Origin of the sequence: Paenibacillus sp. IHB B 3084, from assembly GCF_001447315.1 — a bacterium.
Classification (GTDB): Bacteria; Bacillota; Bacilli; order Paenibacillales; family Paenibacillaceae; genus Paenibacillus.
The window spans coordinates 5,101,323-5,113,908 of the sequence record NZ_CP013203.1; the positions used below are offsets into that span (position 1 = coordinate 5,101,323).

The window sequence follows — 12,586 nt, forward strand, 5'->3', positions numbered from 1 at the left end:
AATCTGATTTTGAGGAGGAGACGACGATGGAACGACATGACATGATGCAAGTGGGGTTAAGCCGGGTCATTGAGGGACAGCATCTTTCACGTACGGAGGCCCGCGGCGTGATGGAACAGATTATGAGTGGGAGTGCCACGCAGGCGCAAATTGGTGGGCTGCTGACGGCTCTGCGCATCAAGGGGGAGACGGTGGATGAAATCACCGGATTTGCCGAAGCTATGCGCAGCTATGCCAGTCCGGTGCAAATCGGAGAAGGTGATACCCATTTGCTGGACACATGTGGAACCGGAGGTTCGGGTATTCACAAGTTTAATATTTCCACGATATCCGCTATTATTGCGGCCTCGGTATCTGTACGGGTAGCGAAGCATGGCAATCGCTCTGCAAGCGGACGTGCCGGGAGCGCCGATGTGCTGGAGGCCCTAGGGGTCAATATCCATTTGACGAGTGATCAGGCGCGGTCATGTCTGGATCGTATCGGCATCTGCTTTTTATTTGCGCAGTTGTACCATCCGTCTATGAAGCATGCTGCCGCTCCACGCAGGGAGCTTGGAGTACGAACGGTGTTTAACATGCTCGGTCCCTTGACGAATCCGGCAGGTGCGGATCGCCAGTTGCTGGGCATTTATGACGCGGGAAAAACGGAAGTGATCGCTGAGGTGCTGAATCGACTCGGCTCCAAGCGGGCCATGGTCGTAAGCAGTCTGGACGGATTGGATGAAATCAGCATTTCGGCACCGACACGGGTATCTGAGCTGAAGGATGGTCAGGTTCATACGTTTGAACTTAACCCGTCGGATCTGGGTTTACAGACGCACCGTCTCGATGAAGTGCTGGGTGGGGACGCCCATGTTAACGCCGACATTATAGGTCGGATTTTGAACGGGGAGCGGGGAGCTTATCGGGACGTCGTGTTAGCGAATGCCGGCGCGTGCATCTATGTATCGGGCGCAGCAGCTACCTTAACGGACGGAGTAGCACGGGCGGCTGAAGCTATTGACTCGGGGCTGGCCCTGTCCAAGCTGGATCAATTAATACAGGCAACGGGGAATATCAATATGTATCTTGATCGAATTGTAGTGACGAAGCGACAAGAAGTGGAGCAGCTTAAGGAGTATTTTCAAATCAGTGAAGCCGAACGATTGGTTGCCGATTTACCTGCGACGAGAGGGTTCGAGGATGCTATAGCTCTGCGTCGCAACCGTCCGCTCGGACTGATTGCCGAAGTGAAGAAGGCTTCCCCCTCCAAAGGGTTGATCCGACCGGATTTTCATCCGGTGGACATTGCACGGGCATATGAGGAAGCTGGAGCCGATTGTATTTCTGTCTTGACGGATGTGACGTACTTTCAGGGGAGTTCTGAATATTTGCACCAAATTCGTGAACAGGTAAAGATTCCGCTGCTGCGCAAGGATTTTATCATTGATGAACGGCAAATTTATGAAGCTCGTCTGCTGGGAGCGGATGCGGTGCTGTTGATTGCGGCTATACTGGAGCCACGTGTTTTGGGGTCATTTTTACAGATTGCTAAGAACCTAGGGCTGGACGCATTGGTAGAGGTGCATGACAGTGAGGAGCTTAAAGCTGTGCTGGATCTGGGGACAGCTACCTTGATTGGCGTGAACAACCGAAATTTGAGGACATTTGAGACCCGCCTCCAGACGACAGAGGAGCTGATCTCATTGATTCCTAAAGGAGTTACGTTTATTAGCGAAAGCGGCATTGCTGGACCCGAAGATGTAAATTATTTGCATTCGGTAGGTGCACACGGCATCCTGGTAGGGAGCATCTGATGCGCAAGGATGATGTAGGACAGGCTGTAGCCGATTTGATGGACGGGGTTAGAGCATGAATAAAACGGGCGTAAAAATTTGTGGACTTCAAAGCGTTGAAGTGCTAAAATCTATGGTAAACTTACCGGTCGATTATATAGGTTTTGTGTTTGCCGACAGCAAGCGCCGGATTGACGGCGCACAGGCTGGAGAGCTGCTTCGCGTATTGGATGAATGGACCCCAGGCAGCAGACCGCGCAGCGTGGGCGTATTTGTGAACCCTGATGATGCACTGTTAAATGATGTCATGGAGAAAGCACCATTAGATGTCATTCAACTGCACGGGCAGGAGAGTCCGCAGCGCTGCCGGGAGATCAGGGAGCATTTTCGCGTACAGGTATTCAAGGCATGGTCTGTGGATAGTAAAGGGCAGACGGTGAAGGGCGAGACAGAACGCCCGACGGACGAATTGGATGCCTATGTCGGGACGATTGACGCTTTATTGCTGGATACATATGATCCCTTGTATGGTGGCGGTTCCGGCAAAACGTTTGCGTGGGATCGTATTCCTGCCTATCAGACCTGGACCCAACAATATGGAATTCCTTTGTTTGTAGCCGGCGGGCTGACTGCCGATAATGCGGAAAAGCTGGTTACTGAGTATCATCCCGAAGGGCTGGATGTGTCCAGCGGTGTAGAGACGGATGGAGTCAAGGACATTGCAAAAATCACAGCATTCGTAGAAAGGGTGAAGCAGGCATGACACAATTACCTGATAACAACGGACGTTTTGGAACATTTGGCGGACGTTTTGTACCGGAAACGTTGATGAACGCACTGATTGAATTGGAGGAATCCTACCGGAAGTATGCGGATGATCCTGATTTTAACGCTGAGCTGAACGGACTGCTGAAGGATTATTCGGGCCGGGAAACGCCGCTCTATTATGCGGAGCGTCTGAGTCAGCATTTGGGCAAGGCTAAAATTTACTTGAAACGCGAAGATCTGAACCATACCGGAGCCCACAAAATTAATAATGCGCTGGCGCAGGGACTGCTGGCGAAGCGTATGGGCAAGCAGAAGGTCATTGCCGAAACAGGCGCAGGCCAGCATGGTGTTGCGACGGCGACTGTCGCGGCATTGCTCGGACTGGAGTGCAAGGTGTTCATGGGAGAAGAGGATACCGTACGCCAGCAGCTAAATGTATTCCGTATGCAACTATTAGGTGCAGAGGTCATTCCGGTTACATCGGGCACACGTACACTCAAGGATGCCGGGAATGAAGCTTTGCGGTATTGGGTGAGCCATGTCCATGATACGTTCTATATTTTGGGCTCGGCGGTCGGACCACATCCGTATCCAATGATGGTGCGCAACTTCCAGCGTGTCATTGGCGACGAAACCCGCCGTCAAATTCTCGAAAAAGAAGGCAGACTTCCAGATGTCGTGGTAGCGGCGATTGGTGGCGGAAGTAATGCCATCGGTATGTTCTATCCATTTATCGAGGATCACGAGGTTGCTTTGCTTGGGGTTGAGGCGGCTGGAAAAGGCGTGGAAACGGAATTTCATGCAGCAACGATGAGCAAGGGAACGCAAGGTGTCTTCCAAGGCTCAATGAGCTATCTGCTTCAGGATGAATATGGACAGGTACAGCCTGCGCATTCCATCTCGGCGGGATTGGACTATCCGGGTGTTGGACCGGAGCATTCGTATTTGAAGGATATCGAGCGGGCCAAGTATGTTCCGATTACCGATCAGGAAGCGCTGGATGCTCTCCAATTGTTATGCCGCACGGAAGGTATTCTTCCGGCATTGGAGTCGGCACATGCAGTCGCGCAGGTCGTTAAACTGGCACCTGCCTTGACGGCGGATGATATTATTGTTATCTGTTTATCGGGTCGTGGTGACAAAGATGTGGACTCCATTATTAAGCATTTGGGAGGAAATCCGTCATGAATTTAATTGATCAGGTGTTTGGACGCCTCAAAAATGAAGGCAAAACGGCATTAATTCCTTTCTTGACGGTAGGCGATCCGGATGTCGACACGACGGTTGAAATCATTCGGCAACTGGAGTCGGCCGGAGCCGATATATTGGAGCTGGGCGTGCCATATTCGGACCCGCTGGCTGACGGACCTGTCATTCAGCGTGCGTCTGAGCGTGCGTTGAAACGGCAAATCTCGATCCGCACGTGTATGGAGACGGCTTCTTTGGCCCGGGCGGCGGGATCAAGCCTGCCTTTTATTTTGTTCACGTATTATAATCCTGTGTTGCAGATGGGCATGGATGCTTTCTTTGCAGGCTTGCAGGAGCATGGCATCAGCGGCCTGATTATTCCCGACCTTCCGCTTGAGGAAGCAGAAGAGCTGGGAGGACGGGCGGCAGAGGTTGGTGTGCATTTGATTCCGTTGGTGGCTCCAACTTCTGAACAGCGGATTGAACGAATTGTTCGTCAAGCACGCGGATTTGTATACTGTGTATCCTCCCTTGGGGTGACCGGGGAAAGAGCTTCCTTTTTTGAGGGTATAGAGGGCTTCATCGCGCAGGTCAAGCGGCATACGGATATTCCGGTAGCGGTTGGATTCGGTATCTCCACCCGGGAGCAGGTAATTCGTTTTTCGGACATTTGCGATGGAGTTGTCGTCGGAAGTGCCATTGTGCGTCAGGTGGAGGAAGCCATCCCGTTGCTGGACGATTCTGCGCGCAGAGAAGAAGGGCTTTTCCAAATTCGCAATTTTGTGGCACAATTAAAGCAGTAAACTGGCGTCAATATAGAAAGCAGCAAATTTAGTTTTAAATGGATTAGAGGAGGTAGGGGCATGCGACCTAAACCGCATATTGTACATTTGCCGGTATATCAGCCTGGTAAACCAATTGAAGATGTGAAGCGCGAGCTGGGACTTGATGAAGTGATTAAGCTCGCCTCGAATGAAAATCCGTACGGCAGTTCTCCCAAAGTATTGCAAGCCATTCAGGAGGAATTTGCGAACATTAGTGTATATCCTGACGGCAGCGCGGTAGCTTTAACACAGGCGCTGGCTAAACATACGGGCTTGAAAGAGGATCAGTTTATTTATGGCTGTGGCTCTGACGAGATTATTGCGTTGATTACGCGTGCTTTTCTTCTTCCCGGGGAAGAAAGCATCATGGCCGATCAGACCTTCTCTGTGTACAAGAGCAATGTGGAGATTGAGGGAGCGGTTGCTGTTGAGGTGCCTTTGCGTGACGGGGTACATGATCTGGAAGCCATGTTGTCTCAGATTAACGACCGTACGAAAATGATCTGGATCTGTAATCCGAACAACCCGACAGGCACGATTGTACCTGAAGCAGAGCTGATCGCATTTTTGGATCGAGTGCCAAAGCATGTTATGGTTGTGCTGGATGAGGCGTATTTCGAGTTTGTGACGGATAGCACTTATCCAGACGGTATTCGTTTATTGCCAGCCTATGAAAATCTGGTTGTATTGCGCACTTTCTCCAAAATCTACGGTCTGGCATCGCTTCGCATCGGATACGGTATGGGAGCTGTGGCAACGATTCGCCTGATTAATCAGGTTCGTGAGCCGTTCAATACTTCGCGGGTAGCACAGGCTGCGGCGGTTGCGGCGTTGGAAGATCAGGATTTTGTGCAGGAATGTCGTGACCGCAACGCAGAGGGCAGAGCCTATTTACAAAATGAGTTGAAGCGCCTTGGACTGGAATCTTTTCCGGCACATGGAAACTTTATTATGCTGAATGTACGTCGCCCGTCGGGTGAGGTATTTCAGGAGTTGCTTCAAAAAGGCGTAATTATTCGCGCTGGTCATTACAAATATCCGACATACATTAGGGTGTCGGTTGGATCACAGCCGCAAAATGAGTGGTTTATCCGTGCGCTGGAACAGGTCCTGGGGGCGGAAGCGGCGAAAGCGCGTCTATAATTTCCGCAGATGGGATTTGATAATTGATGAAGATTGCCATTTTCGGCGTGGGACTGATTGGTGGGTCCCTTGCGCTTTGTTTTAAAGGGAAGCCGGGCATTACCGTTGTCGGTCATGCTCATCTTCCCGAACTGATGGAGCCGATGTTGGTCCGTGGTGTCGTGGACACCGTGACTCTTTCGGTTGAAGAGGCGGCAGAGGATGCCGATTTTATTTTTTATGCGTACCTGTCGGCTTACTGGAGCATTACTTGGAGTTGTTAAGCAGGCTACCGCTTAAAGAGGGTTGCATTATTACCGATGTAGGCAGCACAAAATCGTCGATTGCCAAAAAAGCGTCGGAAATCTCTTTACGTAATGCTTATTTTATCGGTGGCCATCCGATGGCCGGCTCGGAGCGTTCCGGTGTGAAGGCTGCTTCCGCATTGTTGTTTGAGAATGCCTACTATGTACTTTCCCCGGCAGAGGGTGTGCCTGAGGAAGCATACAGTTCGCTGGAGCGTCTGTTGAAATACACAGGAGCCCAGGTTGTCCGTGTCCAGCCTGATATGCACGATGACATTGTCGGGGCGATCAGCCATCTTCCGCATATTATTGCAGCAGCGCTGGTGAATCAGGTGCGCAAGCACAATGACGAAAATCCGTTGTACCGTACGCTGGCTGCCGGCGGCTTCCGCGATATTACGCGAATTGCTTCCAGTGATCCGATTGTATGGCGGGACATTTTGCTGAGCAATCGTGATGTTTTGCTAGGTCTGCTGGAAGAGTGGAACGGGCAGATTGAGCGTTTTACCCATTTACTGAGAATACAAGACGGAGAGGGAATTGCTGACGAGTTTTTGACGGCGGGGCATTTCCGCAGTGAGCTGCCAGAACGCCGCAAAGGTGTCATCGTCTCAACGTTTGATCTGTATATTGATGTACCGGATACCCCGGGGATCATCGGTCGAATTGCAACAGAGCTGGGGGACAACAGCATTAACCTGAGCAATATGCAAATCATCGAAAGCCGGGAGGATGTTCCCGGTATTATGCGGCTTTCTTTCCGCCAAGAACGGGACTGGGAGCGCGCCAAGGCACTGCTGGATTCAATGAGTTATAAAGTGGTGGTATAGAAAGGAAAGTGTGATTGTTGGTTAAGGAGGATGAGGCGCTTCGCGTTCCATTTGATCTTACGATCGCTGTTGCCTCCGGATTTTTTGATGATATGTTCAAAGGGGAAAATCCGGAGGCAAAGGCGAACGCTACGCTTCTTCAGATTCAAATGGACCGCTGCGCTACTGACCGCCTTAAAAGCAACGCACTTTCTGGGAGTGAAAGTAACAGGAAAGATTTAAAACGGGCGTGAGATCCTCTTCGCCCGTTTTTTTGTTATTTATGGCCTGAGAGCCCGGTTGAGGTGATATAGCTGGGTAAGTATATTTTCTTTGTTATATAAGCTAAATTCGAAAATTTTATATAAAAAACGGAGTAGGCGGGATGGTGCTGGACAACAGCGATGGGAAGCACCATCCGACTGCGCAGTTGGCACCTTACGTAACTTTCCAGTTCAGCTTAGTATATGAGTTCAAAAAAAAGACCACCCGGGTAAAGCCCCGGGTGGTAGCTGCTCTTATGGAGTAGCTGAGTAGGATAGGAGTGGAGAGAAACCATACTGTACTTTTATTATATGTATACGTTTTCATTTTGTCAATGATTTTTTAAAGCGTTTTCTTTTGGATAATTATTCTTACCAGCGTTTTCAAAAGGAATAGATTCAAGGTTATGTCACTTTATCTTGAAAAAACTTAAAATAGGTCGGAAATGCCGTATACCGGAAACAGTTGCTAGCGTTACGTAGCCTGTGATGGAAATCATGGGGATTTTGGACTTTTTTACTGACGACTATTTTGTGGTACAATGGGTAAGTCCATTTTGGATGTTGAGAAATGTTGGGGATAGCACCGTTATTGTTGGCACTACATAGGGTAAGAAAAAAATAAATGTTCCATGATGCTGTTTCATCCATTTGTGCGGAGTGCGCAACTTTTTTTGGCCTGTTCGGTATATATAGACAGAATCGAATGGGAGAACAGCACATGTATGGGCGAGGAGGGTCTCACTCGGATGATGACAGATTCCCAGATGATTCAGGAAATCAAACAAGGTAATGTTGAGGTTTATTCAGAATTAATGAGGCGGCACCAACGTAAAATTTTAGCTTTTGTTTATCATATGCTGAAAAGTTCGAACCTGGAAATGATCGCTGAGGACTTATGCTCGGAGACGTTTTATAAAGCGTACCGGAGCCTGCACTCTTTTCGCGAGGTAGATGCATCGTTCTCCACATGGTTATATACGATTGCACGTAATACGGTGCTGAGCGAGCTTCGCAAGCATCGTAGCGGTCAGGTTCCATTGGAGGAGAGCGGTTATGTGCCGGTTGCTCCATTGGATGTGATTCCAGAGCAGGCCGTCCTTCGCGGCGAGAAGGTAGAGATGGTTCGTGAAGCGATCAACAGATTGCCAGAGAAGCAGCGGTCTGCGCTGATTTTGCGCGAATACGAGCAATTGGATTATCAGGAGATTGCTACGATTTTGGGGCAGACGGTCAGTGCGGTGAAATCGTTGCTTTTCCGGGCCAGAACCAGTGTGAAGACGCAGTTGGAGCCTTATTTTTTTGAGCCTCTCTATGAGGAAAACGAAGGGATGAGCAGCCAATGAAATCCAGGGACGCTGAGGATTTGTTCGCTACAGGCAAGAATGTATCGAAACAAGACTCGGAGCGCAGACGGGCCAAAAGCTCGTCTGCCGGATGGGAGCATGGTTCGGAAGAAAATGAGTGGAATTTGTCAAAAGAAAGTCGATCCGCTATTCGTGATATTTCCTTTGAGATAACAGATGAGCAGGCGGAATCTATGAATCGCAGGGTCATGGATCGAATTTATGAAGAGTCACCGTGGCTTGTTCCCGGCGAGCATCGGCGTGCGCGTGTGAACCCGGCAGCCCGTAAGTATATGTCCGTATGGATCGCCGGCTTTTTGGCGGTATTTTTGTGTAGCTTTTTGTTTTTGAACTGGAATGGAAGCTCCTCTCAAGAAAATCCTCCTCAAGCGGCACCTGTCATGGATACGGGTATTTTACCGACAGGCTTGCTGGAAACTACAAGTACATCTTCACAATATCAATACCACATTAAAAATGTGAATAGTGGCATTATGGACCCGCTGGTTGCAAGCATTGTTCCTACTTACCCGCAATATTGGATGTTGTTGTCTGTGTTGGCACTTGCGCTTGCCTTATTTTCTTTGGGCTGGATTCATCGTGCGAGACGGGTTAGAAATTAGCAGCACGGCTGGGCTCCAATACGGATTCATAACAATGCCTGAATAACTAAATAGCGGAGGAAACAACACGATGCTTATTGGCTTGATCAGACATGGATTAACGGATTGGAATGCGGTAGGTAAAATCCAGGGCCACAGTGATATTCCGTTGAATGAGGAAGGGCGCCGGCAGGCACGCTTGCTGGCAGAACGATTAAAGGATGAGCCCTATCATTGGGATGGACTTATTACAAGCAGCCTTTCGAGAGCCAAGGAGACGGGAGAGATTATTGCATCTGCTCTTCATCTTCCTTTACTGGAGCCGGACGATCGGCTGAGAGAACGTGCTTATGGTCAGGTCGAGGGCATGACGCAGGTCGAGCGTGAGAAGAAGTGGGGGAGCGACTGGCATCTGCTGGATCTGGGACAGGAGAGCGATGAAGCTCTTCAACTTCGAGGTTTGGCTTTTATGGAGGCCATTTGGTCGGAAAATCGGGACAAGAACCTGCTGGTCGTTTCTCATGGCGGTTTTTTGGCTAATTTGTATAAGGCTTTGTATCAGGAAAAGTTTACGGAACGAATTGGTAATCTGTCACTGAGTGTTCTCCAGCGTGAGGATACGGATTGGACGCCGCTGTTGTATAATTGCACCAGACATTTACAGGAAAAAAGTGATTGTAACTCAAAAGGTTGACGAAAGACCACGAATTTCTACTCAGCGTAGAAGCCGTGGTCTTTTTATTTTTTAATTATAGCTTTGAAAAAAAGAGGTTTAGAGTCTGAACATTCCGTCAAAGCTGTGGGTACAACAGGTAAGAATCAATTCCGGATGACAGTCCAGTGACGAGGCGATGGAACGATGAATCTGGCGGATATGCTGACATTTGCGGATATTGTGCATTTGAACAGAATCGCGGTGTATTACGAATGTGACTGTAAGCCCAATTCCAAACATGAGCTGATCCAGGGCATTTTGACAAAGCTCGGCAGCAGCAGTTTTTTTGAGATGCAAGTCAGGGAGCTAAAGCTGTCAGAGGTAAGGTTTTTGAACACACTGCTATTCGATGACCGACCTTATTTCAGTATGGAGGAATTGATTGCGGTTGCCAAACAATCTGCCGAGGAGGATGGGGATTCCGGTGAGCGACCGCGGGACATCGTGGCCCGTTTACGCAACAGTGGCTGGTTATTCAACGGTTCGACGCATAATACGAGGTATTTGTATCAAATTCCGTTGGACATGAAGGAGCGTTTCCGTCGTGTCATGGTACAAGACTTGCAAAACGGAATGATCCGGGTAAGTGAGCCAACGTCGTACCGGGATGAAGGACATCTTTTGGCGGAGGATTTACGACTTTTCCTTCAGTATATGGAGCAGCATGAAGTTCCGCTTAACCCCGAGGGGGCTTGGTATCGTCGCAATCAGCAGCAACTAATGGAGCATTTGCACATTGCGGAGCCACTTCTGGGTAAAGGAGGCTGGCGTTTCGGATATGGTTCCTCCTTTAAGTTTTATCCCGACCGAATGGCACTGCTGTATGATTATGCACGTCACTCCAAGTTTATTGAGGAAAAGGGGGATCGAGTTGTGCTGACGGCAAAGGGGGAGGCACACAGGGAGTACGCGATCGAGGATGAGATGATACAGCTATTCAGGTTTTGGTTAAGATTGTATAAGGGAGCCGTTCCCAATCTACTTTCTCTGGTCTACTGGATAGGAGAATGTGCCAGGCCCTGGACGTCCTCGGAGTCACTTTTTGTACATATCGGCCCGCTGATCAGACCGTTCTACTATGATACGCCCCGTTCGGTTTTTGATCAGAGAATTATACGAATGATGCTGCACTTGGGTATGCTTCGTCTGGGTGAGCATTCGACGGGGCCATCTGTACAGATGACCGCCTGGGGGCTGAATCTGGCAGGAGAGTACCGCATTGGGAGGAACGACCCGGGTATGCGGCTCCATTGACAAGCAGCATACATGTTGATAGAATTCACCCAAAATGAGAGGGTGAAGTTGATGCTGATTCACTATAACGGGAACATGCCACAGCTCCATTCATCTGTCTATGTGGCAGAAGGAGCAAAAGTTGTCGGAAAGGTAACGATCGGCCAAGATTCCTCAGTTTGGTTCAATGCCGTACTGCGCGGGGATATGGCGCCTGTCATCATCGGTGAACGCTGCAATATCCAGGACGGAGTCGTTGGACATGTGAACACGGACCAGCCCCTAGTGCTGGCGGATGATATTTCGGTGGGACATGCTGCGATTATCCATGGCTGTACGGTAGGCAAAGGCACTTTAATCGGTATGGGGGCCATTGTACTCAACGGAGCTGAGCTTGGTGAATATGCTTTAATAGGAGCAGGGTCGGTCGTTACGGAAAATACCAAAATACCACCCTATACTCTTTCTCTCGGTACACCTGCCAAAGTGGTGCGAGAATTGACAGACGCAGATTTGCAGCGGATGTCACGGACGGCACTCAGCTATGTGGCGAAAGGAAAAGAATATAGGATCTCTTAAACTCATGTTGGAGGTGCATCCTATGGATAAAATGAAGGTTACTTATGAAGTAATGTTGGGCCTGTCTGCTGAAATGGTTTTGGACGAGGCATTACGTAAACACCGGAGTGAAAAGCTCTACAAGGATATTGATGAGGCGCTGGCCTCCGGAGATGAAGTAGCTTTTCGTCATCTTACGGATGAACTGAAAGCGATCAATTGAGCCGTTTCAGGAGATCTGATCTTGGGTAACAGACCCATTGGCAGTACAAGACCCTAATCATCAAGCCTGACCGTAGCAGCGGCCAGGTTTTTTTGATACGCTTTTATATGATATAGTCTTTGTAGATGGAGCCTTTACGGGGCATCTATCGTATGAACGGAGGATGAGGACGTGTCGTTGTCTTATTTGTGGAGCCGGTCGTTCTTGACGAGCCGGCCTTTTTTGTGGCTGCTGTTCTGGTGTAACCTGGTTGGAACCGTGTATGGGTACATATGGTATGGAGGGCAATTGGAATACACGCTAAACTACCACCCGATATGGCAGATTGTATTTGTGCCTGATAGTCCGACGGCCAGCCTGTTTTTTACGATTTCTGTATTATTCCTGCTTTATCCTCCGCGCCTGAAGGGCTTGAAGGTCATTCGCCAGCTGATGGAGGCGTTAGCTGTGGTTACGAGTGTAAAATACGGCATCTGGGCCTCAGCTATTATTTTTTGGGGTGTCGCGCAGGGAGGGCATATGATATGGCAGGATTGGATGCTGGTAGCATCTCATACGGCAATGGCAGTCGAAGCCTTGCTGTTCATTCGTTTTTCCACCTGCAAATGGGCGGCTCTGTGCGTAGCAGCTTTGTGGACACTGTTAAATGATACGGTCGATTATACATTTGGCATATATCCGTATCTTCCGAGGTCGCTAACGGATGATGTACCACAAGTGCGTACTTTTACCTATATGCTGACCCTTTTCAGTATCGCAGCTTCATGGCTTGCCATGTACGTGCGTGATCGAATGACTTCCTCACTTAATAAGGCCAAATCATTGGAATAGGTCCAATATTAATTTTATGATTTA

General features: G+C 49.2%; 12 protein-coding genes and 3 pseudogenes. All 15 read left to right on the top strand.

The window, feature by feature from the left end; genetic code table 11:
* The first annotated feature begins 26 nt into the window (after nucleotides 1-26).
* The 15 genes and pseudogenes from trpD to ASL14_RS23980 all read left to right on the top strand — a co-directional run bounded on the left by trpD (nucleotide 27) and on the right by ASL14_RS23980 (nucleotide 12,562).
* Nucleotides 27-1,072, top strand: a pseudogene (gene trpD / locus ASL14_RS28445) (anthranilate phosphoribosyltransferase).
* Nucleotides 1,062-1,855 (top strand): annotated as a pseudogene (gene trpC / locus ASL14_RS28450) (indole-3-glycerol phosphate synthase TrpC). Before trpD ends, trpC begins: the two co-directional pseudogenes overlap by 11 nt.
* Nucleotides 1,852-2,538, top strand: a complete 687-nt coding sequence (locus tag ASL14_RS23920) for a phosphoribosylanthranilate isomerase (protein ID WP_134913879.1) — start codon at nucleotides 1,852-1,854, stop codon at nucleotides 2,536-2,538. The pseudogene trpC and the gene ASL14_RS23920 overlap by 4 nt, the downstream one beginning before the upstream one ends.
* Entirely contained in the window at nucleotides 2,535-3,731 is a 1,197-nt protein-coding gene (trpB, locus tag ASL14_RS23925) for a tryptophan synthase subunit beta (protein WP_134913881.1), read from the top strand. The genes ASL14_RS23920 and trpB overlap by 4 nt, the downstream gene beginning before the upstream one ends.
* Nucleotides 3,728-4,534 carry a tryptophan synthase subunit alpha gene (trpA, locus tag ASL14_RS23930; protein ID WP_134913883.1) on the top strand — a complete coding sequence of 269 codons (807 nt, stop codon included), beginning with the start codon at nucleotides 3,728-3,730 and terminating at the stop codon, nucleotides 4,532-4,534. The genes trpB and trpA overlap by 4 nt, the downstream gene beginning before the upstream one ends.
* 60 nt (nucleotides 4,535-4,594) lie before the next feature.
* Nucleotides 4,595-5,698: a histidinol-phosphate transaminase gene (hisC, locus tag ASL14_RS23935; protein WP_134913885.1), complete on the top strand. Its 1,104-nt coding sequence runs from the start codon at nucleotides 4,595-4,597 to the stop codon at nucleotides 5,696-5,698.
* A 26-nt stretch (nucleotides 5,699-5,724) separates the two neighbouring features.
* A pseudogene (locus ASL14_RS23940) lies at nucleotides 5,725-6,812 on the top strand (prephenate dehydrogenase).
* A gap of 17 nt (nucleotides 6,813-6,829) precedes the next feature.
* On the top strand, nucleotides 6,830-7,045 hold the full coding sequence (locus tag ASL14_RS23945) for a hypothetical protein (protein ID WP_134913887.1): 216 nt from the start codon (nucleotides 6,830-6,832) through the stop codon (nucleotides 7,043-7,045).
* A 758-nt stretch (nucleotides 7,046-7,803) separates the two neighbouring features.
* Nucleotides 7,804-8,400, top strand: coding sequence for an RNA polymerase sigma factor (locus ASL14_RS23950; RefSeq protein ID WP_014282079.1), 597 nt, complete (start codon nucleotides 7,804-7,806; stop codon nucleotides 8,398-8,400).
* Complete coding sequence (locus tag ASL14_RS23955) at nucleotides 8,397-9,023, top strand: anti-sigma factor (protein ID WP_134913888.1); 627 nt, start codon at nucleotides 8,397-8,399, stop codon at nucleotides 9,021-9,023. Before ASL14_RS23950 ends, ASL14_RS23955 begins: the two co-directional genes overlap by 4 nt.
* 70 nt (nucleotides 9,024-9,093) lie before the next feature.
* Nucleotides 9,094-9,696, top strand: coding sequence for a histidine phosphatase family protein (locus ASL14_RS23960; RefSeq protein WP_134913890.1), 603 nt, complete (start codon nucleotides 9,094-9,096; stop codon nucleotides 9,694-9,696).
* A 165-nt stretch (nucleotides 9,697-9,861) separates the two neighbouring features.
* A complete protein-coding gene (locus ASL14_RS23965; protein ID WP_134913892.1) occupies nucleotides 9,862-10,971 on the top strand; it encodes a hypothetical protein in 1,110 nt (369 codons plus the stop codon).
* A 51-nt stretch (nucleotides 10,972-11,022) separates the two neighbouring features.
* Entirely contained in the window at nucleotides 11,023-11,529 is a 507-nt protein-coding gene (locus ASL14_RS23970; RefSeq protein ID WP_134913894.1) for a gamma carbonic anhydrase family protein, read from the top strand.
* A gap of 22 nt (nucleotides 11,530-11,551) precedes the next feature.
* Complete coding sequence (locus ASL14_RS23975) at nucleotides 11,552-11,731, top strand: IDEAL domain-containing protein (RefSeq protein ID WP_025682222.1); 180 nt, start codon at nucleotides 11,552-11,554, stop codon at nucleotides 11,729-11,731.
* Nucleotides 11,732-11,902: 171 nt separating this feature from the next.
* Nucleotides 11,903-12,562: a DUF1405 domain-containing protein gene (locus ASL14_RS23980; RefSeq protein ID WP_134913896.1), complete on the top strand. Its 660-nt coding sequence runs from the start codon at nucleotides 11,903-11,905 to the stop codon at nucleotides 12,560-12,562.
* The last annotated feature ends 24 nt before the right edge of the window (nucleotides 12,563-12,586 follow it).

Excerpts from the sequence above, each read along its gene's own strand:
- ASL14_RS23950 (WP_014282079.1), top strand. The coding sequence starts at position 7,804 with ATGATGACAGATTCCCAGATGATTCAGGAAATCAAACAAGGTAATGTT.
- trpB (WP_134913881.1), top strand. The coding sequence starts at position 2,535 with ATGACACAATTACCTGATAACAACGGACGTTTTGGAACATTTGGCGGA.
- trpA (WP_134913883.1), top strand. The coding sequence starts at position 3,728 with ATGAATTTAATTGATCAGGTGTTTGGACGCCTCAAAAATGAAGGCAAA.
- ASL14_RS23970 (WP_134913894.1), top strand. The coding sequence starts at position 11,023 with ATGCTGATTCACTATAACGGGAACATGCCACAGCTCCATTCATCTGTC.
- hisC (WP_134913885.1), top strand. The coding sequence starts at position 4,595 with ATGCGACCTAAACCGCATATTGTACATTTGCCGGTATATCAGCCTGGT.
- ASL14_RS23955 (WP_134913888.1), top strand. The coding sequence starts at position 8,397 with ATGAAATCCAGGGACGCTGAGGATTTGTTCGCTACAGGCAAGAATGTA.
- ASL14_RS23920 (WP_134913879.1), top strand. The coding sequence starts at position 1,852 with ATGAATAAAACGGGCGTAAAAATTTGTGGACTTCAAAGCGTTGAAGTG.
- ASL14_RS23965 (WP_134913892.1), top strand. The coding sequence starts at position 9,862 with ATGAATCTGGCGGATATGCTGACATTTGCGGATATTGTGCATTTGAAC.
- ASL14_RS23975 (WP_025682222.1), top strand. The coding sequence starts at position 11,552 with ATGGATAAAATGAAGGTTACTTATGAAGTAATGTTGGGCCTGTCTGCT.
- ASL14_RS23960 (WP_134913890.1), top strand. The coding sequence starts at position 9,094 with ATGCTTATTGGCTTGATCAGACATGGATTAACGGATTGGAATGCGGTA.